This window comes from Flavobacterium sp. (assembly GCF_031409475.1).
Taxonomy (GTDB): Bacteria; Bacteroidota; Bacteroidia; order Flavobacteriales; family Flavobacteriaceae; genus Flavobacterium.
In genome coordinates this window covers 1-24,704 of sequence record NZ_JANNXH010000046.1, presented here as the reverse complement: position 1 = coordinate 24,704, position 24,704 = coordinate 1, and the positions used below count along the sequence as shown (strand labels likewise).

At 31.9% G+C, this 24,704-nt stretch carries 26 protein-coding genes; 6 read left to right on the top strand and 20 right to left on the bottom strand.

Translation table 11 applies throughout. From position 1 onward, the window contains the following. Positions 1–26: 26 nt before the first annotated feature. The 13 genes from RMO53_RS08965 to RMO53_RS08905 all read right to left on the bottom strand — a co-directional run bounded on the left by RMO53_RS08965 (position 27) and on the right by RMO53_RS08905 (position 10,972). On the bottom strand, positions 27–1,136 hold the full coding sequence (locus RMO53_RS08965) for an acyltransferase (RefSeq protein WP_310379819.1): 1,110 nt from the start codon (positions 1,134–1,136) through the stop codon (positions 27–29). A 52-nt stretch (positions 1,137–1,188) separates the two neighbouring features. Further along, complete coding sequence (locus RMO53_RS08960) at positions 1,189–1,596, bottom strand: nuclear transport factor 2 family protein (protein ID WP_310379818.1); 408 nt, start codon at positions 1,594–1,596, stop codon at positions 1,189–1,191. Positions 1,597–1,663: 67 nt separating this feature from the next. Continuing rightward, positions 1,664–2,110: a VOC family protein gene (locus tag RMO53_RS08955; protein WP_310379816.1), complete on the bottom strand. Its 447-nt coding sequence runs from the start codon at positions 2,108–2,110 to the stop codon at positions 1,664–1,666. A 24-nt stretch (positions 2,111–2,134) separates the two neighbouring features. Beyond that, complete coding sequence (locus tag RMO53_RS08950) at positions 2,135–2,770, bottom strand: DUF2306 domain-containing protein (protein WP_310379813.1); 636 nt, start codon at positions 2,768–2,770, stop codon at positions 2,135–2,137. Positions 2,771–2,799: 29 nt separating this feature from the next. Continuing rightward, complete coding sequence (locus RMO53_RS08945; RefSeq protein WP_310379812.1) at positions 2,800–3,255, bottom strand: nuclear transport factor 2 family protein; 456 nt, start codon at positions 3,253–3,255, stop codon at positions 2,800–2,802. 131 nt (positions 3,256–3,386) lie between these two features. Continuing rightward, a complete protein-coding gene (locus RMO53_RS08940; protein WP_310379810.1) occupies positions 3,387–4,250 on the bottom strand; it encodes an SDR family oxidoreductase in 864 nt (287 codons plus the stop codon). A 107-nt stretch (positions 4,251–4,357) separates the two neighbouring features. Next, complete coding sequence (locus RMO53_RS08935; RefSeq protein ID WP_310379808.1) at positions 4,358–4,804, bottom strand: VOC family protein; 447 nt, start codon at positions 4,802–4,804, stop codon at positions 4,358–4,360. Positions 4,805–4,816: 12 nt separating this feature from the next. After that, positions 4,817–5,755, bottom strand: coding sequence for an NAD-dependent epimerase/dehydratase family protein (locus tag RMO53_RS08930; protein ID WP_310379806.1), 939 nt, complete (start codon positions 5,753–5,755; stop codon positions 4,817–4,819). Positions 5,756–5,886: 131 nt separating this feature from the next. Then, entirely contained in the window at positions 5,887–6,396 is a 510-nt protein-coding gene (locus RMO53_RS08925) for a nuclear transport factor 2 family protein (RefSeq protein ID WP_310379804.1), read from the bottom strand. 62 nt (positions 6,397–6,458) lie between these two features. Continuing rightward, a complete protein-coding gene (locus RMO53_RS08920) occupies positions 6,459–7,217 on the bottom strand; it encodes a hypothetical protein (RefSeq protein WP_310379802.1) in 759 nt (252 codons plus the stop codon). A 52-nt stretch (positions 7,218–7,269) separates the two neighbouring features. Further along, the gene (locus tag RMO53_RS08915; protein WP_310379800.1) at positions 7,270–8,013 is read right to left on the bottom strand and encodes a hypothetical protein; all 744 of its coding nucleotides are present in this window, start codon (positions 8,011–8,013) and stop codon (positions 7,270–7,272) included. A gap of 234 nt (positions 8,014–8,247) precedes the next feature. Continuing rightward, the gene (locus RMO53_RS08910; protein WP_310379798.1) at positions 8,248–10,209 is read right to left on the bottom strand and encodes a sensor histidine kinase; all 1,962 of its coding nucleotides are present in this window, start codon (positions 10,207–10,209) and stop codon (positions 8,248–8,250) included. A gap of 19 nt (positions 10,210–10,228) precedes the next feature. Continuing rightward, positions 10,229–10,972 carry a response regulator gene (locus RMO53_RS08905; RefSeq protein ID WP_310379796.1) on the bottom strand — a complete coding sequence of 248 codons (744 nt, stop codon included), beginning with the start codon at positions 10,970–10,972 and terminating at the stop codon, positions 10,229–10,231. Between the two features lie 166 nt (positions 10,973–11,138). Here RMO53_RS08905 and RMO53_RS08900 point away from each other — a divergent pair, with 166 nt between their 5' ends. The 5 genes from RMO53_RS08900 to RMO53_RS08880 all read left to right on the top strand — a co-directional run bounded on the left by RMO53_RS08900 (position 11,139) and on the right by RMO53_RS08880 (position 16,691). Further along, entirely contained in the window at positions 11,139–12,158 is a 1,020-nt protein-coding gene (locus RMO53_RS08900) for a quinone-dependent dihydroorotate dehydrogenase (RefSeq protein WP_310379795.1), read from the top strand. 32 nt (positions 12,159–12,190) lie between these two features. Further along, positions 12,191–13,054 (top strand): hydroxymethylglutaryl-CoA lyase, encoded by an 864-nt coding sequence (locus RMO53_RS08895; protein WP_310379794.1) that lies wholly within the window; start codon positions 12,191–12,193, stop codon positions 13,052–13,054. Between the two features lie 53 nt (positions 13,055–13,107). Then, positions 13,108–13,644 (top strand): hypothetical protein, encoded by a 537-nt coding sequence (locus RMO53_RS08890; protein ID WP_310379792.1) that lies wholly within the window; start codon positions 13,108–13,110, stop codon positions 13,642–13,644. Then, entirely contained in the window at positions 13,641–15,032 is a 1,392-nt protein-coding gene (locus RMO53_RS08885) for a DUF5723 family protein (RefSeq protein WP_310379790.1), read from the top strand. Before RMO53_RS08890 ends, RMO53_RS08885 begins: the two co-directional genes overlap by 4 nt. A gap of 360 nt (positions 15,033–15,392) precedes the next feature. Continuing rightward, positions 15,393–16,691: a DNA methyltransferase gene (locus tag RMO53_RS08880; RefSeq protein ID WP_310379789.1), complete on the top strand. Its 1,299-nt coding sequence runs from the start codon at positions 15,393–15,395 to the stop codon at positions 16,689–16,691. Here RMO53_RS08880 and RMO53_RS08875 read toward each other — a convergent pair. Continuing rightward, on the bottom strand, positions 16,681–17,520 hold the full coding sequence (locus RMO53_RS08875) for a hypothetical protein (protein ID WP_310379787.1): 840 nt from the start codon (positions 17,518–17,520) through the stop codon (positions 16,681–16,683). The two genes, RMO53_RS08880 and RMO53_RS08875, sit on opposite strands and share 11 nt — an antisense overlap. 123 nt (positions 17,521–17,643) lie before the next feature. Between RMO53_RS08875 and guaB the strand changes: the two genes are divergently transcribed. Further along, positions 17,644–19,116 (top strand): IMP dehydrogenase, encoded by a 1,473-nt coding sequence (gene guaB, locus RMO53_RS08870; RefSeq protein ID WP_310379785.1) that lies wholly within the window; start codon positions 17,644–17,646, stop codon positions 19,114–19,116. A 293-nt stretch (positions 19,117–19,409) separates the two neighbouring features. Here the strand turns inward: guaB and RMO53_RS08865 are convergent, their stop codons facing one another. The 6 genes from RMO53_RS08865 to RMO53_RS08840 all read right to left on the bottom strand — a co-directional run bounded on the left by RMO53_RS08865 (position 19,410) and on the right by RMO53_RS08840 (position 24,501). After that, the gene (locus RMO53_RS08865) at positions 19,410–20,873 is read right to left on the bottom strand and encodes a serine hydrolase (protein WP_310379783.1); all 1,464 of its coding nucleotides are present in this window, start codon (positions 20,871–20,873) and stop codon (positions 19,410–19,412) included. Between the two features lie 27 nt (positions 20,874–20,900). Then, complete coding sequence (locus tag RMO53_RS08860; RefSeq protein WP_310379884.1) at positions 20,901–21,074, bottom strand: helix-turn-helix transcriptional regulator; 174 nt, start codon at positions 21,072–21,074, stop codon at positions 20,901–20,903. Positions 21,075–21,094: 20 nt separating this feature from the next. Further along, entirely contained in the window at positions 21,095–21,577 is a 483-nt protein-coding gene (locus tag RMO53_RS08855) for a hypothetical protein (RefSeq protein WP_310379781.1), read from the bottom strand. Positions 21,578–21,885: 308 nt separating this feature from the next. Continuing rightward, positions 21,886–22,344, bottom strand: a complete 459-nt coding sequence (locus RMO53_RS08850; protein ID WP_310379779.1) for a hypothetical protein — start codon at positions 22,342–22,344, stop codon at positions 21,886–21,888. Positions 22,345–22,413: 69 nt separating this feature from the next. Then, positions 22,414–23,739, bottom strand: a complete 1,326-nt coding sequence (locus RMO53_RS08845; protein ID WP_310379778.1) for an erythromycin esterase family protein — start codon at positions 23,737–23,739, stop codon at positions 22,414–22,416. 144 nt (positions 23,740–23,883) lie between these two features. Next, positions 23,884–24,501 (bottom strand): hypothetical protein, encoded by a 618-nt coding sequence (locus RMO53_RS08840; RefSeq protein WP_310379776.1) that lies wholly within the window; start codon positions 24,499–24,501, stop codon positions 23,884–23,886. Positions 24,502–24,704 lie beyond the last annotated feature (203 nt).

Sequence of the window (24,704 nt, the reverse complement as noted above, 5' to 3'; positions counted from 1 at the left end):
AACTAATTCCTTGTTAATTATTTATCTTACTTCAAAAACCTATTTCGCATTTTCATAAATGGTTTTTCGATGCTGTAATGAAGAATTAAGGAAATGGTAACGCAAAATATCATAGACGATATAAATGTCAAATTGCTGTCTTTTGCAATTCCAAAATCAAATAGTAATTTTTGTGTTAAAAGAATAACTCCCATGTGAATCAAATACAGCGCATACGAAAGTTCGGCAATTTTGGTGAGTGCTTTTGATTTCCATTGGTATAAAAAACTAGTTGGCATAATAGCTCCTAAAACCATACATCCAAAACCAATAGAAACCATTGGAAAGCTAAAAATGCTTCTTCCAAAACCAATACCGTTAATAAATAGAAAATAAGCGATGGTTAAAATCAGTAAGCCAACAGCAATAAATCCGTTGGCATATTTTGATAATCGGGAAAAAAGCGAAGGCAAATAGTTGTACAATCCAGCAATGGAAACTCCAACTAATAATCCGTCTAATCTGCAATAGGTAGGATAATAAATGGTTTCTATCCATAGTGCTCTGTTTTCTAAACCGTTACTTTGTGGAATATAAATTTCATACCAGCAATACATCCTGATAAGAAAACCTGCTAGAAATAAAAAGATAAGCAGCAAATAGGTGTTTTTTAGATTGTCTATTTTTAAAAGCAACAACAAGGTTATGGGCAATACCAAATAAAAATGTTCTTCTACACAAAGCGACCACACTACGCCAAAGGCACGATGGGTTTCAAAATCGGTGAAAGCTAGATTATGGGTAAAGGTCAAAAATTTCCAAAGTGGAGGCAATAATTGGTCACCGCTTAAAACTGGAAATATAAAATATAACGCTAGTACAAAATAGTAAATAGGAATAATTCTAAAAAACCGCTTGATGTAGAACTCTTTCATTGAAAAAGAGCCATCTTTTATAATTTGTGCAAACAGTTGCGATGCAATTAAAAATCCACTCAACACAAAGAATAAATCAACGCCTGTCCAACCAAATTTTACTATATCAGGAAACCAAGCAGGATGTGGAAACCATCTGGGATAATGAAAAAGAATTACCATAATGATGGCAAAGGCGCGTAAATTATCGAGTCCGTAAAATTTTTGAGGAGTTGTCGTCATATACTGTAATTTATTGCTTTTTGTCTAGTTTTACTGGTTTAATTATTTTTAACTATTTAGCTTCTGCATCTGCTACATTCTTGGTGTCTAAATACTGCTGAAAAGCAATCGCTTTCGTGTCTTTAAGTGTCCAAAGATGTGCTACTTGCGCATCATAAGTGGCACCATTTTTCTTTAATTTAGCTTGGTAGCGTAAAGTGGCAAGCACTTTATTGTTAGACATTTCATGCAACTCAATATTAACCAGATTAAAATATTCATAATCTGCGCCAATACGAGCAAAAACGCCATTCAAAACTGCTTGTGGACCGATATAAGGATTTCCATCAGCATACTTATTTCCTTCGGCTTCGTTCCAAACTACTTTTTCATCTAAGGCAGCGAGAACCGTTGGAATATCGCCCACGGCAAAAGCAGCGTAGAGCGTTTCAATTGTTTTAATATTATTTTCGTTAGTCATTTTCTTGATTTTTTTAAAATTATTCGCTTACTCTAATTGGTTTTTGGCTTTCCTGTTTGTTTTAATTTTAATTCACGCTATTTACTTCAATCCAATAACCGTTTGGATCTTGGAAATATACTTGTTGTATTCCGTCGGCTCTCATGGTAATTTTATTAATAATACCTGGCCAATCAGAGTAAGTGATGTAACGATCTTGTAGTGTTTTGACAAAACTGTTAAAGTTAGTTGTCGACAGTGCAAAATGAACCGCTTTATTGATCACAACAGGATCTTTTAGAATAGAAATTAGGTGTAATTCTTTGCCTTCGCCAAACGAGAACCAACGAATGCCTTCTATTTTGGTTTTATTAGTGATTTCCTGTAATCCTAAAACTTCTTTGTAAAAAGTAGCTGATTCATCTAGATTTTTTACGGATAATGCGATGTGGTTAAAAGTAATGTTTGTTGTTTCTTGTGACTGAACGATTCCAAAAAATGAAATTGTAATAAAGAGTAGCATTGTTTTTTTCATAATCATATTTTTTTAATTTTTTATTTATTTCTTGTTCCAACTCAATACAATTTCAGTAATGAGTAATGGAATTGTCCAACAAAACCAGATTACTGTTGGTCCTCTTTCTACAAATTCTGGCATTAGGTTTTTTACGATAGTTAATTCATTTAGCCAACGAAAAGTTACAAAAGCAAAAGTCACTACATAGCTTCGAATCATCCATTCTTTGTGTTGTTGAATATGTTTTCTCCTTACTGAAATGTATGCCATTGATGCAGTCGTAATCCAAGCAAAAGCCAATCCTTGTAATCCAAAAGCCCAAGCAAAGTTGACTTGTATTGAACTTGTCCAAGCCAATGAAGTTGAAGATAGTGTCCCGATTAGAATTGCGGTTAAGTATATTCGTCCCGACCATCTATGCACTGTTAAGTATTTATTTCTAAATGCTTTCCAGAATTGAAAAGGCCCAAGAACTAATGCTAAAAGTCCGCATGAAATGTGCCCTATTAAAGCCCATTTAAAATCCCAGTAATGCCCAAAAGTTTCTTGTTCAAATCCAAAATAGGGCAAGGCATCTTTAATGATAAATTTCCCTGCAAACAGAATTAAAAATAGTGTAAAACCTAATCTCAAATAGGATTTAGGTTTTGTGAATGCGAAAATGTTTGATTGATTCATTGTTTAAATTTTATTTGTTGATTGGTTGTTTATAATTTTCTTGCAGCCATACCTCCAAGTATTAACCAAGTATCTTTGTGTTTTTTCCATGTATGGGTAAACTTGTAGGTTTCTTTTCGAACTACTATATTTTCTTTGTTAGTCCAAATTTCATCGGTATCATAGAATACGATTACAACATCACCAATAGCATTTATTGCTTTTTTGTATAATGTGTAGCTAAAAAGTTGCGTAGTATTTTCATGCAATTTTGGAATCCAAATCGCTATTTTGGCATTATTTGAAACACCATCACCAAAACTTGGATAACCTATAAAATCATTATGCCATAATTTTTTATAGGATATCGTGTCACTTTTCTGCACATATTCCCAATATCGTTTTTCCATATCCCACACTTCATCTTCAAGTATATCTTTAGTTTGTGCTAATAATGAAGTACTGCCTATTAATGTAAGGATTAGGGATAGCGTGAGTTTTTTCATTTATTTAAAGTTTATTTGGTTGCTAATTTGCTTACTCATATTGGTTTTTGGCTTATCCGTTATATTTTCAAATTGATTTTATAAGTTTCATTTAAGTTTGTAGTAACTCACAAGGCATGACGCACAACAAACTATTTTCCTCGTCTTACGTTCATTCCAAAAGTCGTTTGAACAGCATTGTACCATTCTTCATCAGTTTGTGCATTCCAATCAACCCATTGCTCATCTGTCATAGATGCCCGCCATCCTAAAAATGGAATTGCAGTTGGTCCCACAGGATGTTTTAATTGCCAAGTAGCACTATTTGCAATTTCAAGCATTGCATCGGCTACTAAAGAAGGTGGTGTTGGTTGTTTGAGCGTTTCTTCGAACATAGCTCCAAAACGAAGTACCTGTGGATATTTAGAGTTACTATCCACACTAATGTCTTGAGCCATTTTTGTGTCAATGATTCCTGGTTGTACCAGCGATACTCTAACATTAAATGGTTTCACTTCTTGTGCCAATGATTCTGTAAGAGCCTCTAAGGCATACTTGCTGGCACAATACGCACTTAAAGGTGTACAGGCAATTTTTCCTGAAACCGAGCCAAGGTTAATAATACAGCCCTTTTTATTTTCTCTCATTTGAGGCAGTACTGCTTGAATGCATCTGATGACACCAAAATAATTGGTCTCCATTATTGCTTTAAAATCAGTCAATGGCAATTCTTCAATTGAACCATGTCGCTCAATTCCTGCATTGTTTACCAATACGTCTATGATTCCATACTCTTTAATAATAGTTTCAATGCAATGTTTCACTGATTCATCTGAATCAACATCCATTTTGTAAATTATGACTGTCAAAGATTCGTCTTCAATATGTTTTTTTAAAGATGCTGCAGCTTCAAGATTTCTCATGGTTGCAAAAACTTTATAGCCTTCACGAGCAAATGAAAGGACAGTTTCAAAACCAATGCCTTTATTTGTTCCTGTAATTAATACTGATTTCATTATGATTTAATTTTTTATTGCCTACTATGTTTAGGTTTCGGCTTTCCGTTTTTTTTTTTACTACAATCCTGTCAGAGTTTGAAACTCTGACAGGGTTGAAAATTTTATTATTGCCCAACACTATTCACTTCGATCCAATAGCCATTCGGGTCTTGAAAATACATTTGTTTAATTCCATCCGCTCTCAACGATACTTTATTGGGAGTTCCAGGCCAATCCGAATAAGGGATTTTTTTGGCTTCCAATGTTTTCACAAACGCCTCAAAGTTTTGGGTTGATAAAGCCAAATGAACTGCTTTATTAATCGTAACGGGTTCCTTAATTATGGATACTAAATGCAGTTCTTTTCCTTCGCCAAAAGAGAACCAACGAATTCCCTCTATTTTGGTTTTATTGGTGATTTCTTGTAAGCCCAAAACTTCTTTGTAAAAAATTGCCGATTCATCTAGATTTTTTACTGATAATGCTAGATGATTAAAGGTAAAATTTGGAGTTTGTTGTGCTTGAATTATTCCGAAAAAAAAAAGAAAAAGTAGCGGTAAAATTGTTTTCATTTTGATGAATTTTTAATTATTGTAATTATTCAAAGTTTCTTTTACGGGTTTAAACTGAATTCCTAAATCTTTTTTAGCTAAATCGTTTTTATAAATAATGATTGGTTTTTCTAATGGTTCTTGATGATTGAGCAACAAATTCAGATCTGATATTTTATAGGTTTCGCTCGTCAATAAATAATCTTTTCCGTGTAATCCCATTGTAGTTGCGGTTTTATAAGTTGCAAAAGCAACATCTTCAACATCTACAATAGCAAACGAAACATCGTTGTCGTATAATGCTTGTATGAAATCGTCGGGTGCAATTTTGTTTTTGATTAAATATTGCAAACCGCTGGAAGTACTATCTTCTCTATTGGACATTGATTTTCCCATAACCGTTACGGGCGAAACAGAACTAATTTCAAAAGACAGATTAGGATTTTCTTTGATGAATTTTTCTACTACTTGGTTTGCCATAAACTTGGCTTGGCAATACGGATGACTTTCGGGACTTGTAAATCGAGTATCGTTTTCGTCAAAAGTATCTGTGCCATTTTTAGTTCCTGCTGGCATTGGAAAATTAGTGTTCCAAGCCGCAACTGAGGCAACAATAACTACTTTTTCAATTCGTGGTGATTGGCTAACTACATCGAGAAAATTTTCGGTTCCTTTTATAGTTGGGTTGAATAATTCGGTTTGTACATCTTCAAAATTTAATATAAAAGGCGTTCCGCTGTGAATAACAATATCACAATCAGAAACAAAATCCTGCAATGCTGCTTTGTCCATAACATTCAATTCGCTGATGTGCAAATTATCTGAATGGTTAAACGCCATCAAATGTTGGTATTTATCTTCCCGAGTAATATCAGTTGCTGAAACTTTTACAGCAAAATTATGGTCTAAAAACGCTTTGGTGATGTAGCTTCCAATGAAACCAGAACCACCTATGATTCCTACTTTTTTCATTTTTAATTCAGATTAAATAAACCTCACAATCTCGAAGTTTCGGGATTGTGAGGTTTGGAATTAATAATTATTTATTTTGTTACTCTAACGGTTTGCAGATTTACAATGGGTAGCTTTTTTAACACAACTATTTATTTTGTAGCAACTGCAGGTAAACTGGTATTCCATATATTGCTATATATTTTCCAATCTCCATTTTCCTTTTTCCAAATATTTATGTACTTTCCTTTGTCAACTATATTATTTTCTCCATAACGTAAATAATATTTGCCTTCATCGATGAGGTAATCTTCATTACCAAAAAAAGAAGTGGATTCTTCTCTAAATTCTTTTATTTCGTAGTTTACCCATTCTGAATTAACCACTGCAATAGCTGCACGTCCAATTACAGCATCGGAATTTGGTGGGTATGCTTTTGCATCCTGAGTGAAGATGTGATTCAGATAAGCAGTGTCTTTTGTAATATGTGCTTGTGTAAACTTGTTCGTTTTTTCATCAATAATTTTTTTCATTGCTATTGAATCAAATACCGAAGCAGTGCCTTTATCAGAGATTTTAGAAGTATTGTTATTGTTTTTGCAACTAACGGTTAATAATCCAGCAAATAGGAATGCCAGAAAAAAAATGGAATTATTTTTCATTTTAATTAACTTTTTGTTAAACCTCAAAGGTTTTTAAAACCTTTGAGGTTTTGAATTAACAATTATTTTGTTGCAGTATAGCTCAAATCAGTTCTAATATAACCCGTCATTGGATCGTAACGTGAAATGCTTTGGAGCAAATCATCCATTAGTGGTTTGATTTCTTCGCCTAATAATTTATTATTTTCAGTTGATTGTATAGCATGCGCTTGTTCGTCTTTTGCAGATACTGCAATAAGAAAATATTCACCTAAAGTACCATAACCACTATGATAGACTCTGAAGTACATTTTAGAACCTTTTTTGGCATAAAGATCTTTTATGGCTTTTATTTTTGCTCCAACACTAGCTGCGTTCGAAGGTGTTACATATAAATAATGGTATTTTCTATAATTATTACCTTCTTGTGCAGCGTTTGCACCTTCTGGCATATAAGTAAGACTTTCGATACGATTAATCACATAACTGCCATGTCTGTCGTAGCATTTATTAAAACGAGCAAGAAGTGCTTGATAGTTTTCTTTCCCCATTTTATCCGCTAACGGACTTGAAGAATCTGTATCTAATGCTGCCATGTTAGTAATAGTTTCGAAAGACAAATAGGTACCGTTGTCTAATCGTATCGTTGTGAAATCGGCGTTTTGTAAATTGTGTTTTTTACATTCGGCTACATATTCTTTAGAGACGCTTATGTATTCTTTTTCCATAGATGGTTTTACATAGTCTGCATGGATCGTGAACATTTGGTTTTGTGCAGTTACTGTAAATGTTGCTACTAACAATAATGATACTGCTAATAAAGTTTGTTTGATTGTTTTCATAATTATTTGGTTTAAAAATTAAATTAAAATAAGTTTGTTTTTTTAGTGCTATTTATTTGGAACTTAAATCAGCACGGTAAAAAAGTAATTCGCTCCATTGTTCATTGATATACTCTTTAACATTATCATTGTAAATTCCCCATGAACCTTTACCATGAATTTTTTCGAAAGCATCCACAAATGATTTTCTAAAACCGTCTGTTTTTTCTTTTAATCCTTGTTTGTATCGTCTTGCAATTGCAAATTGAGGCGCACCAGAAGCGTTGACTTCATATACCGCAGCCGTTATACCTTGTGCTTCCCAAGCAGCTTTTAATTGTTTTATCATTGTAGCAACTCTGTAAGAGTAACCCATTTTAGGATAAACATGTGTAACTTGTACTTTATCCGAGTAATCCCCAATAGCCACTGTGCTCAGCGAATCGATATAAACAGAATATCCGTGAGAACTTCTATCAGTTAAATGGATGGTTACACTTTTGTGCCAGTCGTTGTTGTGTTCTATATTGATATCGCCACGAACGTCTTCTGATTCCCACGTTTTTGGTCCTTCAACAATGTGAAAACCTCCAGCATCTGGTCCGGATTGAATTTGAAACACGCGCCATTTATTATCACCAGTGTGGTACTTTTGAGCATGAGTTGCGAGTGCTTTTTCAAATTCGAGTTGCTTGTCTACTTTTGGAAAAACTCTACTTGTTGAAATTACATTTTTGGTTTGGCTTATGCTCACTAATGGAATAAGCATTAAAAGCAGAAATAGGGACTTCATCTTTAATTCTGAAATGTTTTTCATGATTATTAGTTTTTATGGATTAGATAGAATTAACTATTAATTCTAATACTAAATAACTGATAATCAAAAAGAATACAAAGTGAGTTAGGACGAAACGGGTCAAAAAATGTCCGAAGAGTATGATTTATTTATCGGAGGGAAATGAATAGAGGATAGAAAAAAGAATGTAGAGTGTAGAACAAAGAAAAGGGAGTTGCACCGACACGTAATTCATAATTTAAAATTCGTAATTCTTTAAGCCGCTTTCATTTTAAAATCAAAAATAATAGTAGTTCCGTTTTGACTTTCTTCGGTCATTGTGCCATTGAGCTGTTGTGTGAGTAGTGATACGAGTTGCCCACCAAATCCGGTTCCATAAGTAACGCCTGATTTTCCAACACCATTATCTGATACCTCGAGATGAAGTATGTTTTCGTGTTTGTGAAGTTTAATAGTAATTATTCCTTTAGCGTCATCTGGAAATGCGTATTTGACTGAATTGGTCAGTAGCTCGTTGACTATTAATCCCAACGGAACAGCGGTATCAATATCTAAATCTAGGTTTTCCATAGCAAGTTTTAAAACAACGCGTTGTTCAACTCCAAAACTATCAAGAATACTTTCAGTAAGATTTAGAAAATAATCTTTCATTTCTACTGCGCCTAAATTTGTGCCTTGATACAATTTTTGATGTACGATGCCAATAGAGTTCACGCGATTCTGACTTTCGGTCATAGCATCTTTAGTATTGGGATCATCAATTTGAGACGATTGTAATGCGAGTAAGCTCGAGACTATCTCTAAATTGTTTTTCACCCTGTGGTGTATTTCTCTGAGTAGCAATTCGTTTTCTGCATTTTTAGAATCGAGTAAAATATTTTTGGACTCCAAATCATTATTAAGTTCGGCTAGTTTAATGTTACTTTTTTGTTTTAAGTTATAATTCCAATAAGACCACGCAAGTAATAGTAAACCAATGAGTATAGCAATAATAAATATAGTTTGTAGGTTTTGTTTTTCGATGAGTTTTTTATCTTGTTTAAGTAAATCTATTTGTAACTCATTCTCTCTCAAACCTCGTTCGTTTTGCTCTTTTGTATAAATCAAAGCTTCCTCGAAATAGTATTTATACTGTGCTAAAGCGTTTACTAAATCTCCTTTTTGATTGTAGGCTTTGGCTATAAATGACGTCATATCGATAACACCTTTACGATTTTTCATAAACAAGTAGCCTTCTTTACTTTTTTTATAATTGCTTATTGCCAAGTCATATTTTTTTTCATTCAGGTATAAATCGGCTAATATTCCGTAAGCATAGGGTTTAACATTATTGTGATTGATTTTGTATTTTTCTAAAATCACTAGAGCTTTTATGATATTATTTTTTCCTTTATCATATTGCTTTGGACTAATAATTGTGTCGCCTTTGAGCGGATATGTGACTAAATCTCTTCCAGAAGTAACGTAATACCAAGCATGATTTTGTGGTTTCTGGATGTGTTTTAAAAGCAATTCGATTTGATTAGAATAATGACAAACAGAATCCTTACTGTAAAAATCAAAGTATCCTACGAGTGATTTGTAGATTGGAAATAACTCTAATGCATTATTTTCTATGCCCTTTTTTTCATAATAGGAACGGCTTTTAGATAAATAACTATAGGCTAAATTTTGTTCTTCTTCAAGATGACATCTTTCGTAAAAAGTGCCTTTATCTTTCATAACTTTGGCAAGCAATTCTGGGGTTTTAAAATCTTTTGATAGTAATAATGCACTGGAAAACAGCTTTAATGCATTTTTTTTCTCTCCTAATTCCTGTTTAATAAATGACCAGTTTATTAGATAATTATATTCTAAAAATTTATTTTGTTTGTTTTCAGGTATTTTTTTTAAATAAGACCAACCTACAAGCGCAATAGAATCCATGCTGTGATAGGAATTATAAATTTGTAAAACATTGTTTTGTTGCAAATACGATGTTGCTAATTCTTCATTATACTTAGAAGGATTTGTTTTGAGTAATGCTCTTGATTTTTTAAAATAATAATCGGAGCTGTCATGATTGTATTGAGGCATTTCTTGGAACCAAAGTGCTTTGTTTTGAAGTGTTTTACTTAGTTCGAATAGTTTTGCTACGGAACGTTTTTCGATAATACGAGATTGAGCAAATCCTTTACTAATACTAAATAGAAAAAAAAATAGTATTAATTTTTTCATAAACAAGGAATTAGAAAAATTATACTTTTTGAATGTGTTGTAGTAATTCTCTCTTTAAATCTGCACTCAACGGTATGGCTTTTTTGGCAATAACCACATGGCTTGTGGCAATCTCGTCAATGTGTGATAGATTGACAATAAAGGAGCGATGAATTCGCTTGAGTGTATTAGTGGTTAATTTTTCTTCAATATCTTTGAGTGTCATTACCATTAAATGTTCTTTGTCTTTACAATGAATTTTGCAATAATTACGTTCTGCTTCAATGTATAGAATATCATTAATATTGACCTTAACCATTTTGTCATGGCTGCGTACAAAAATGCAATCACTCAAAATAAAAGGCTCTACAGACTCTGATTCAAAGTTTTTTTCACGTTTTTGTTCTTCTTGAATACGAGCAAAAGTCAACTCAATCGCACGTTGTAAATCTAATTTTTTAAATGGTTTAGAAATAAAAGCATACGGATTAGTAGTTTTGGCTCTATTGAAATGAGCTTCGTCTGAGTTTGCAGTCAAATAAATAACGGGGATTTTATATTCTTTTTGAATTAATTGCACTACCTCAATACCATCTAAATCGCCTTTTAAATTAATATCCATTAAAAGTATATCGGGAGTATGTTCTCGAATAATGGGTAAAACTTCTTCTGCTCTTGGAATTATTCCCGTTACTTCATATCCCAAATGAGTGAGTTGCAAGGAGATATTTGCAGCTATAATCATTTCATCCTCAACAATTAAAATAGAATTATTTTTAAGCATCAAAATATATTTAGAAGTATAATTTGTATAAATAGCTGATTTGCTTTGCTCTGGGGATTAACGAAAGTAATAAAAAAACAAATAGGATAGTATTTATTTTCTTACTAATTTACCTTTTATCAGCTAACATATTTTTTTCTATTTTTGTAACACATAATTTAGCAAAATGTATAAACTTATTATTCGTCCCATATTTTTTTGGTTTGACCCAGAGAAAGTGCATTATTTTACCTTTTCAATAATTAGACTTGTATCTAAAATACCAGGATTTTCAGCTCTTTTTAGGTTTTTATACCAAGTAAACGACCATCGTTTGGAAACAGAAGTTTTTGGATTAAAATTCAAAAACCCTGTTGGACTTGCTGCAGGATTTGATAAAGATGCAAAACTATATAAGGAGTTATCAAATTTTGGTTTTGGTTTTATTGAAATTGGAACACTCACACCAATAGGACAGGAAGGGAATCCAAAAAAACGTTTGTTTCGATTAAAAGAAGATGCTGCCATAATAAACAGAATGGGTTTTAATAATGGTGGAGTTCATGAAGCCGTTCAGCGGTTAAAACAAAATACTGGTGTTTTGATAGGCGGAAACATTGGCAAAAATAAATTAACTCCCAATAGTGATGCAATATCAGACTACGAAAAATGTTTTGATGCTTTGTTCGACTACGTCGATTATTTTGTAGTCAATGTGAGTTCGCCAAACACTCCAAATCTTCGAGAACTTCAAGATAAAGAACCACTTACACAATTGTTGCAAACCCTTCAGAATAAAAATATAAAAACCCAAAGCCCAAAACCCATACTTCTAAAAATCGCTCCTGATTTGACTAATGAGCAATTACTTGACATCATTGATATTATCAAGGAAACCAAAATTGCGGGTGTTATCGCAACTAATACCTCCATTGCTCGAGAAGGATTGCAATCTGAAAATAAAACTGAAACTGGCGGATTATCCGGGAAACCATTAGCAAAACGCTCCACAGAAGTCATCCGATTTCTGTCCGAAAAAAGTAACAAAGCCTTCCCAATAATTGGAGTAGGAGGAATACATTCGCCAGAAGATGCAATCGAAAAGTTAGCAGCTGGAGCGAGTTTAATACAATTGTACACCGGATTTATCTATGAAGGACCAAGTTTAGTAAAGGCAATCAATAAAAAGATTTTAGAAAATCAATAAAACCTTTTAAACTTTTTTACCTTTGAGTTTCTATGGAAGCAATAAAAATTATAGAATGTCCACGTGATGCTATGCAAGGCATAAAGACATTTATTCCTACTGCTCACAAAGTAAATTATATTCAATCTTTACTTGCTGTAGGCTTTGATACTATCGATTTTGGAAGTTTTGTTTCCCCAAAAGCCATTCCACAAATGCAAGATACTGCAGCTGTTTTGTCACAATTAGATTTATCAAAAACCAGGAGTAAACTACTCGCTATTATTGCCAATACACAAGGCGCAATTTTGGCATCACAATACAATGAAATTCAATATTTGGGTTTTCCATTTTCTATTTCGGAGAATTTCCAAATGCGTAATACCCACAAAACCATAGCCGAAAGTTTAATTACTTTGCAAGAAATTCTAGAAATCGCAGATAAAAGCAATAAAGAAGTTGTGGCTTATTTATCGATGGGATTTGGAAATCCATATGGCGATCCTTGGAATGTCGAAATAGTAGGCGAGTGGACCGAAAAACTGGCAGCAATGGGTGTGAAAATTCTTTCTCTTTCGGATACTATTGGGAGTTCGACTCCTGATGTTATTGCCTATTTATTTTCGAATTTAATTCCAAAATATCCCAACATCGAATTTGGCGCACATCTTCATACTACGCCAGATAAATGGCTCGAAAAAATTGATGCTGCATACGGTTCAGGTTGCCGTAGATTTGATGGCGCAATACAAGGATTTGGTGGCTGTCCAATGGCAAAGGATGAATTGACAGGCAATATGCCAACAGAAAAACTTCTAAATTATTTAACTTCTAAAAACGAAAATACAAATAGTAACGCAATAAGTTTTGAAAACGCCTATAATGAAGCCTCATTATTATTTAAAACCTTTCATTAAAAAGCAATAAAACAACTATGGTTTCGTTATATATTCCCCAAGTCAATGAATTTATGAATAAATTTTCAGCAATAGTGTTTCTTTCCATTTTGACTTTATCGTGCTCCAGCGATTTAGATTTTAATCAGGTCAATGATATTAAAATAGAGCCTGTTATAGTAGCAAATTTAGCTTCTTTTGAAGTTCCTGCGAATCAATTAGTTTCCGGTGGAGTTGAGCAAACATTTTCAATAGCAGCATCGAACTTTGATGTTTTTCGTGATACTTTTTTTAAAGATAATTTGCAAAGAGCTGATCTTTTCTTTGAATTTAATAATACAATAAACAGAGCTTTTTCTATAAGTGCAGTATTATTAGACACAAATGAAATACCGCTTTACACTATTAATTTTGCAATTCCTGCCTATACAGGCGGATCAAATTTAGTAACCTTTTCAGATGTTTTTCAAAACGCAAAACTCGATTTATTGAAGCGAACTGCTAAAATTTCATTTAATCTAACCCTTCTACCTGGACCAATATTAAGCGAAAACAGTACAGGAAGTCTAAAATTACGTTCAAGTGCCACTGTTTATTTAGTGATACAATGAGAAAATCACAACTGTTTTTTTGGATATTTGTAACCTTAAATTGCTTTTCTCAAAACAAGCAAATTCTGTATAATTTCACGGCTGTACCTCAATCTTTGTTGACAAATCCGGGTTCTGATTTTAAATATCGAGTGTATGTTGGTATACCGTTATTGTCTGGTATATCAGCAAATATAGGATCTAGCGGTTTTTCTGCCCATGATTTATTTGCAAATGATGGAATTGATTTTAATGTAAAATTGCGAAATGTACTCGATGCAGTTTCTAGTAAGGATAAAGTCTACCTAAACGAACAACTGGAACTATTTAATGGTGGTTTTAAAATAGGCGATTGGCAAAAAGGAGCTTATCTCTCTTTCGGTTTGTATCAAGAGTTCGATATGTTGACTTATTTGCCCAAAGATCCTGCAATAGTAGCCTTAAACGGAAACAGAGATTATATAGGTAAAATATTCAATTTAGGAGATTTAAATGCAAAAGCCGAAATGCTCTCCGTGTTTCATCTTGGATATCATAAAAATATTAGCGAAAAATTAATTGTAGGCGTAAGAGGCAAAATTTATTCGAGTGTTTTTAATGTTTCCTCCACAAACAATTCTGGATATTTCTATACCATTCCATCAACAAACACTATTTATGAACAGGTTATTTCAGCAAATATCCTTGTAAACACGTCCGGATTATCAAATTATACTAATGATTACAGTGGGAATGCAAAAAGTGATATTTTAAAAAAAATGTTGATTGGAGGAAATTTAGGACTCGGTTTCGATGCTGGTTTTACTTATTATCCCAAAAAAAATATACAAATTACCGCCAGTATTCTTGATGTAGGATTTATAAAACATTCAAAAGATGTCGAAAGTTACTCCTACAAAGGGTATTATAAATACGATGGAATTGCACCAAATTTTTCAGATCCAAATTCAACACAAGACGTATTTCAAGAATTTAAAGATGCCATTCCTTTTGACACCATTGCTTCAAAATACAACACTTGGCGACCTATAAAATTAAATGCTTCCGTACAATACTCTTTTGGCGATGGTCGTGATTCAAGTTGCAATTGTCAAGGAAATAATGCTGAATTTAAAAACACAGTTGGCGCACAATTGTATGTCATGTCAACTCCGCAAACTCCATTCGTGGCTTTAACAACTTATTTCAGACGCAAATTTTTAAAAGGACTTGAAGCAAAAGCAACATACACACTCGATACTTTTTCCTATAAAAACATAGGATTAGGAGTTTCGACCACCATCGGGAAAGTCAATTTTTATATCCTAGCAGACAATCTTTTGGAATATCGTGATGTAAGCAAAGCAAAAAGCCTTTCCTTTCAATTTGGGCTCAACGTTATTTTACGCGATAAAAGCAAATCCGATTAAAACAGTACTAAATTTTTTTTTCGAAACTTATCCAGCCCTACATTTCAAGCTCTCACTCAAAACAACATTTTTCTAAAGTTTTAAAATAGCTTCCTTTGGTCGCTTTTTAAACCCAAGAAAAATAGTTATTTTTCCCTTCGAGGCTTTGCATTACGGTCTGGGTTAGGGTTGCAGTTTTAAAATCAAAATCTGGTTTAACATAAAAAACTTCTGACTTCTTGCGTTTCGTGGCTTTCAGAAGTTGGGTTCCGAAGCATCGTGCCCCAATTTTTGTAAGCAACTGTTATAATCCGTTTTTATTTATATATGTCACTTGTTTACTTGTGTTAATTTATGTTACTTTGTGTGAAATTATGAATTATGGATAACAATTTTTTAACCGTTGATGATGTTGCTAAAACATTAAAAATCACAAGACAAACTGTTGCTAAATATATACAAAAGAAAGAGTTAAATGCTGTAAAAATTAATAAAAGTTATAGAGTTTCTTATCAGGAATTTGAAAATTTTCTCTCAAATAATTCTATGGTTTCAGAACCTGAAACTTTATATTTAAAGAAAAGTCGTAATTGTTATTTAGATTATGAAGGTAAATCTAACGAAATTGAAATACTAAATTACAAACCTTTAGGTTTTTTGAAAACTATTAATGAAGAAAATCAAAGTTTTTCAAATAAAATGATTTTTGGCGATAATTATTATGTTTTAAAAGCATTATTGCCAAAATATAAAAATAAAATTGATTTAATTTATATTGATCCACCTTTCGGAACAGGTTTGAATTTTTCAAATATTGAAAATGACCTTGCTTATTCTGATAAATTGGTAAATAGTGAGTTCTTGGAGTTTATAAGAAAAAGACTTTTTTTATTACGAGAATTTATGGCAGAAAGTGGAAGTATTTATTTGCATATTGATAAAAAGATTGGTCATTATGTCAAAATTGTTATGGATGAAGTTTTTGGTTACGAAAACTTTATTAATGATATTACAAGAATAAAATGTAATCCTAAAAATTTTTCTAGAAATGCTTATGGTAATTATTCGGATATGATATTATTTTATGCGAAAAATAGAGATAAAAATATTTGGAATGAAATCAAAGAACCTCTTACAAAAGAAGAGGAAATAGATAGTTTTACAAAATTCCATCCTGTTTATGGACGATATACAACAAATCCTATCCACGCTCCGGGAATTACAATTGACGGCGATACGGGAAAGGAATGGAAAGGAATTCTACCGCCAAAAGGACGACATTGGAGATATAGTAGGGAAGAACTTACTAGATTGGACGATTTAGGTTTGATTGAATGGTCTGAAAATGGAAACCCAAGAAAAATGGTTTTTGCAAATGAACATAAAGGAAAAAAAGTTCAAGATGTTTGGACCTTTAAAGATAAAGGACTTTCATATGTTGAATATCCAACACAAAAAAATCACGATTTATTAAAAAGAATTATTTTAAATTCTTCAAATAAAGATTCTCTTATTATGGATTGTTTTGCAGGTTCAGGAAGTACACTTTTAGTTGCAAATCAATTAAAAAGAAATTGGATAGGCATAGATAATTCTAACCAATCTTTCGATGTAATAAAGGAAACCTTTAAAAAAGAAAAAGTTAAAAGTAATTTTTATGAATATGTATCTATTGATTAAGAAATTGTCCGAAATACTCCTCTAATAATAATGCACTAACAATATCGTATTCAGATTCTTGAATGTTGACCGCTTCTTTATTATTTACTAAACGATGGTTGATATTAAATAATGACCAAGGAAAACCATCTACAACACCTATTCTAATTACGTTTCCTCTTTGATTTCTACAGAATTTTAGAACTTCTTGCACTTGTTTTTCTTGATTTCCGCCTGGTTGTCCAATCCATTTAGCTTCACCAATTATTAATTGATTGTTTACTTTTGCAATTAAGTCAGGTCTTTTGTCTAAATTTTGATGAAGAATTTCATTAATGTATTGTTTACCAATTTCTTCTGAAGCGTCAAGAATGCAAATTCCGTTTGTTGACTCTTGAAAACGATTTAAAGGTAAAAGGGTAAATCTCTGTCTTAACCAAGCATTAAACATTGGTCCCATTGTAGTATTTAATTTTGGAGCTGACTCGAGTCTTACAACAGTTTCTTCTGCTGTCATAGAATATAAAGAATTTGCAATTCTTTGGATTTGAACGGGATTATTATCATTACAACCTTCTATGTTTTTAAGTAAAAACCAAATTGGGTCTTCGTAAGGAAATTTAGTTAATTCTTTAAGAATTTGTATTAATTCGTTTGTTCTTCTTGATTGATGAGCATTGATTATTCTTCTTCTCACGTTTGCTTCAAGTCGTTCTGGTGATGCAATTTGAAAAGGATAAACGTCAAGAATTTGGTCTAAATAATTTGTGTCTTTAAATAAGTTTATACTTTTTAAAACCCATTCATTTAATTGTTCTGGGCTGTTTTCTATATCAATCGTTCTCTCCATAATTTTATTAAATGCCAGCAAGTTAATAAAAATTTCTAACAGTTAGGTTTTTTCAGAAAATGGCAAATAACTACTAACTTTTACTTATATTTGCACGCAATTTAACTACAACTACAAATTGCAATGGTAGCACACAACTCAAAAATTATTGGCGAAGGATTAACATACGATGACGTATTATTAGTTCCTAATTTTTCAAACTTACTTCCACGCGAAGTCAGTATCAAAACAAAATTTTCCAGAAATATAACACTCAATGTTCCTATCGTTTCTGCAGCAATGGACACCGTTACCGAAAGCGCAATGGCAATAGCTATGGCACAAGAAGGCGGAATTGGCGTTCTGCACAAGAACATGACCATTGAGCAACAAGCAGCCAAAGTACGCAAAGTAAAACGTGCAGAATCTGGAATGATTATCGATCCAGTTACTTTACCTCTAAATTCAACTGTAGGCGATGCAAAAATGTTGATGAAAGAACACGGAATTGGCGGAATTCCTATTGTGGACGAAAACGGAAAATTAATAGGAATTGCAACCAATCGAGATTTACGTTTCGAGAAAATAAATTCACGTTCCATACTCGAAGTAATGACTTCTAAAAATCTAGTTACAGCAGCAGTTGGAACTACATTGCAAGAAGCCGAAGGGATTTTGCAAGAAAACAAAATCGAAAAACTACCCGTGGTTGACAGCAATTATAAATTAGTTGGGTTAATTACTTTTAGAGATATAACCAAATTAACACAAAAACCAAACGCAAACAAAGATAAATTTGGTCGTTTACGCGTTGCAGCTGCACTTGGTGTTACCGCTGATGTTCTCGAAAGAGCAACAGCATTAGTAAACGCTGGAGTTGATGCCGTAATTATTGATACCGCTCACGGACATACCAAAGGTGTTGTTGATGTATTGAAATTAGTAAAATCAAAATTTCCCACTTTAGATATTATTGTTGGTAATATTGCCACACCAGAAGCGGCTTTGTATTTAGTCGAAAACGGTGCCGATGGTGTTAAAGTTGGAATTGGTCCAGGATCAATTTGTACCACTCGAGTTATTGCAGGTGTTGGTTTCCCACAATTTTCTGCTGTGCTCGAAGTAGCTGCAGCCTTAAAAGGTTCGGGAGTTCCAGTAATTGCCGATGGCGGAATTCGTTACACAGGCGATATTCCTAAAGCAATTGCTGCAGGTGCAGATTGTGTGATGTTAGGTTCACTTCTGGCAGGAACAATGGAATCTCCCGGAGAAACTATTATTTTCGAAGGCAGAAAATTCAAATCCTATCGAGGAATGGGTTCTATTGAAGCAATGGAAGACGGATCAAAAGACCGATATTTTCAAGATGTCGAAGACGATGTCAAAAAATTAGTTCCAGAAGGAATCGTAGGTCGAGTTCCTTATAAAGGAGAATTGAACGAAAGCATGCAACAATTCATAGGTGGACTTCGTGCCGGAATGGGCTATTGTGGTTCAAAAGACATTCCAACTTTACAAGAAACAGGACGATTTGTTCGTATTACCGCCAGCGGCATCAACGAAAGTCATCCACATAATGTGACTATTACGAAAGAAGCTCCAAATTATTCGAGGTAAAATAATAGAAAGGTTAAAAATACAAAAGGTGCATGGATTGATTCATGCACCATTTTGAAATAATTTTAAAATAGAATTTTAGTTGGTTTAAATCAAATCGAAATTTATTATAGAGTCAATATATTTTTTTTCAAATCGAGTGTAATCGTTTTGCGGATTTAATAAGTTGGAGATTTGGTTAGCCCGAAACATTCTATTAAACACTTACTTTGTAAGTACAAAACAATGTGTAAATTCAAGACCAAAACCCCAATTTTTGCAAACCGCTGTTAGCGATAGTGCTTCAATTGTCGTTATTTTCTCAATTCTAAAAGCATATCTTTTGCATTTCCATTATTTGAGTTTAATTCTAAACTTTTCTCATAGTGTTTAATAGCCAAATTTTTGTCGCTTTTGTTCATATAAGCTTCTCCTAAACTGTCAAAAGCATTTGCAGATTTTGGAAATGCAAAAATATTCATTATGAAAAGTTTAATTGCTTTGTCATAATTCTTTTGAGCTAAAAATTCGTAACCTTTTGCGTTTAAAATGTATTCTAACATGTTTATGTTAGCAGGTCTTTTATTATAGCTTTCTTTACCAGCTTCAAGGCCTTGACTCGAAATTATTTCAATTAAGTTTTGAGAATATTTTTGATTGACTTCATTGTCAGCAATAGGAATGATTGGCTTATAATTTTTATCAAATATCATTTTGGATAACTCAAAGTTCAATTGGTCAAAGTTTGTTTGATGTGACTTATTTGAAAGCATAATTAGTGTTACACCCTCATCAATATATCTCATAAAATCGGCATAAAAAATATTGTTTGTTCCATTGTGCCAAACTCGGTTTGTCTTTCTATTTGTCTGTGAAACGTCCCAACCATATGCATATATAGTGTTGTAGTTTTCTTCTGTTCTTATTTTTGGATGATATAATTTTTTTTTCGCCTCTGTTGATAATACTTGTTCACCCTGCAATGCTTTATGCCATTTATACATATCTTCTGTTGTGGAAAATACTCCGCCATTTCCTTTTAGATGCCAATAAGGTGCGTCAATATCCCAATTTTTATCATTTGATTTCCCCCAAACTTTGCCATCTCTGTAATAACCAATAGCAATTTTATTAATGTTAAAATTAGGTCTTGAATATCCTGTTGTTTCCATTTCAGCAGGTTTCCATAAGTTTTTATATAAATAATTTTCGTAAGTAGTTCCTGAAACTTTCTCAATGATTATGGCTAATAAACTATAACCAATATTGGAATAAGAAAATCTTGTTCCACTTTCAAAAAGCAAAGAAGAACTCATTACTTTATCAATGAATTCAATTTGACTTATTTTATCAAAGTCGCTACCAACGTTGCTTTTTAGTCCTGATTGGTGTCTAAGTAAGTCGTGTATGGTAATATTTTCTTTATCCTTTGGTAGATTTTCAAAATATTTCGAAATTTTATCAGCAGTTGATAATTTATCTTGCATTTCTAATTTTAATATAGCGGTTGCAGTGAACTGTTTTGTAATAGAACCTGTGCTAAAAATTATTGTTGGATCGTTTTTTATTGAATTTTCTTTATCACTGAAACCATATCCTTTTGAAATGACTTTGTTCCCGTTTATTTCAACAAGTACAGTTCCAGAAAACCCAACTTTTTCTAGTTCGGTTAGATAGGTGTTAATTCGTTTCGTTTTTTTTGTGCTATTTTTTACTTGTCCAAATGATATTGCACAACATAGCATAATCATTACTGTGAAAATTATTTTCTTTTTCATTTTTTCTTTGTATTAATGTGATAAGTATTAATCTAAACTAAAAAGGTCATCAACTTTACAATCCAAAATTTTAGCAAGTTGTAAGCCTAACTCTAATGATGGAAAATACTTGTTGTTTTCTATAGCATTAATTGTTTGCCTTGATACTTTCAATTTTTTTGAAAGGTCATCTTGTGTGTAGTTAAATTTAACTCGATACATTTTCAATTTATTATTCATCTTTAACTTTTATAATGTTGGTATAATTTGAATTTAAAGATCAAATTGAAAAATAGAATAATCATAAATAAGTTAAAGACTAAAACATAATAAAATGTAAGTTCATATATCAAAATATTTGCAAGAATAAGAATGCCATAGTTAAGATAAAGTGATAACGTTAAACTATCAGATCTAAGTTTTGATATCAATTCATCTTCGACAATTTCTTTACAAAAAGAATTGACTAAACCAGAAACAATAATTAAGGTTGCTAGTATTTCATCAAGCAAGCCATTTTTAATCCAGTGAAATCCATTTGAACCAATGATGTTTTCTGTATGTTCGGTTATAATAGTTTTTTCAAAGGAAAATAATGAGTAAACTTTTGTAACAAGTAATTCATCATATTTGTCTGTGAAAAGTAAATAAAGGGAAACAGGAATAGAAAGGTAGAATACCCAGCCTGAAATCTGTTTAAATTTGTGATTGAAAAGTAAATTCATATTTATAATTTTTTACAAATGTAAAATATTTTTTACTAAATGTATGCTATTTTTTACATTTTTTTTAAATTAATTGTTTATATATATACGTAAACTATTATTTTAATTGTCTTAGATGTATGAATCTGCGTGGGAATTACCGCTAACGTTCTTGCGATACAATCAGTTTGGGATTAAGGAAGCATAATCTTTTGGATTTTTCCACTCGAGCGATAGCGAACAAGCGAAGTAAATCACCCCAAGTACAAATCAAACTTTGAGTATAACTTAGAACTCAAATCGCGTGTAAGGGCTGTTACCGCTAGTTTTTATTCGTCGTCAAACTCAATCCATTTTTTTTCAAAGTAAACATTTTCCATTTCTTTTCCATAAAGGATAATTTTTGCGACAATGAATTCTTTCTCTTTTTTTAAAAATTTTGCTTTGTGATTTTTGTCTAATTCATAATACGCTCCAAGCGGTAACACAAACGGATTGTTTTCCACATCCGCAGTAAAAGAAGAAATCAAAATCAGCTTTTTTGAGTTTATGTTTGGTATTTCATATCCAAAAATTCGATGATCTAGGTATTTGCTTGAAGTTATCCAAATTAAACTATCTGTTTTTGATGCTATTAATTTGTTAACATCTTTTCCAGATACTTTTATCATTTTTTCATTTGTGTTATGAATACTGTCAAGATTTAGAAAATTACTTCCTATTTCAGTATTTAATTTAGGAAATTTTACAATTACTTCAGTTGTTTTTTTACAACTTACAATTGTCATTAAACAAATGTAAAATAGAATTTTTCTTTCCAAAGTTGTGTATTTCTAGAAGTTGCTATTGTAAAACGTTTATTTCGCAATCAAATTATTAGTCGGAAGTGTAATATTTTTTACAAAGATTAATCCATCGTACATTTCTGAAAACTTTTTTTGATGCAAATTATTTTCTTTTGGATTAAAACCTCCACCACCTATTACTATTTGTTTTGTCTCCCTTTTGAAGAAATCCGAGGAATTACCATCTAATGCTTTAGACATATCAATAAAGTAAATTTCGTCCTTTGCTTCAATAAGTGTTTTGGCATAAGTTTTGGCAAATGGTTCCTTTAATTCAACTTTTTTCCAACTTGGTTTTTCGTCCTTGTTGGAAAAATATCCAGCTTGTGTCCCTGTGCCAAAATCAAACCCTACACTATAATAATCGTTTTTATAATATTCTTTTAAATATCTGCCTAAATTATAAATCTTTCGTGTGTTATAATTTCCAGCTTTAAAATTATTAATATGTTCGTTATGAGCCCAAATAAAAGCTTTTCCATTTTTTGATTTATTTTCCACTATCCATTTAACGTTTTCGTACATCTTCAAATCTCTATCTTGACTGTAATGATTTTGTACGTAATAGGTGTATTTCGATATATAATTCAAGGCTCTTATTACTGAATTGAACTCATCAATATTCTCCTTTTTTAGACTTTTGCTAAAATCGAGTATAATATTCTCAATTTTTTTTAGTTTAGGAATTTGAATGTCTGCCCAGTCAGACTTACCTGTGTATTTCACTTCTTTTTCTACACAATTGTCAACTACTAAAAGAAGTTCTTCACTTACAGGAATAGTATACTTTTTTACTAAATTTCGTATTTCCAGATTAATATTTTTTACCACTTGAATGTCCATACCATAAAAGCGAATTTGCTCGTCCTTAGTTTTTTTAAGGTTATAATTCCTCATCCATTCCAAAAGATTGACCACTTCTTTACAATACCAAAATCCGATGCTAAAATTGTTTGCAATAGTTTCTACATTTCCTTTTCCACCAGAAATCCATTCGTTTATTCCAGCCTCTGAAGTGTATGAATCTTCAATAATAAACACTTTGATATCTTGGGTTTCAACCAAATATTTAAAGAATTTAGCCTTTATATCGAAAAATTCTTTTCCTTGATGAGTTGCTTCTCCGAATCCGAATATTTTTGAATGCGCAAACTTCTGGGGTAAATTATTATTGAATATCGTAAGGTTAGTATCTGCATTTGCATCTTCAATTTTTATTGCATTTTCATCAATCCATTTTACAGCTTTTTGATTTTGTGCATATGTATGAAAAAAAAAAAAAAAGTAATGGCTGAAATAAAAATTCTCATATGCGTAATGTTTGTTTTTAAATCTCAACCAACGTCTCGTTACTACAGCGGGTTTGGGACTAAATTATGCCTATTCTTCGGATTTTGCCAAATGGCCCAAATACAAAACCAACTTTCCATTAAGCGAATTGCCCAAATTGCTTGTAGCGTGTGCTGGTGGCAGTTAATTTTTTTACGATTCAATATCCAGCGTTAGTATTATTTCTCCATTTTTTGTTTTATAAACGTTAATAGAAGATAAAACTAAATCAGCAATGTCGTGTCCCCAAATTCCATATTTTCCATTTGTTTGATTTCTATTATACATAGTTGTTCTCTTGTCAATTGGAGTTGTTTTTATAGTTGCGGTATTTTCTTCTTCTTCAAAAACTTTGTAATAATGATTACTAATTTCTAATAGTAATTGTTCTCGTGAAAATCCTTCGTTTGAAGTTAAAGTAAATTCATATTGATTCGTTAAAGGATAATCAATTATAATTTTTATCAAAGATTGTTTTATCACAATTTTTTCTTTTTCAACTAAATTTGGAATATCCTGTTTCGGATTTTCTAAACTTGCCCAAGGTATAAATCCATCTGTATAATCTTTCTTATTTTCTGTTTTAATATTAAATTCAATTGTATAAATTAAATCTCCGAGATTAACATATTGTTTCTCCATAGATTTTTTTTCATTTTCTTGGATAAATTCAATAGGATCTTTTGTTTCCGCATTTAAATTTGACTGTTTCTTTTGTTCTTTACAACTAATTAATGAAATTGTTAGAATAAGTAAAATGTGTTTTCTCATATTATTTTTTCTGTAATTTATGATTATCTTTTGAAGGTTAATGTCTGCTTTTTTTGTCATACCCTAAAATACGTTGACCTTTTTTAGGGTTAATATTGAATTCAAATTTAGACTTAATTGCCGGAAGATTGATAAGTTTTTTAAAAATTTCCCTACGGGTTTTAAAAACTTATCAACATTCCTACGACGCTAAAGCAGGAGTT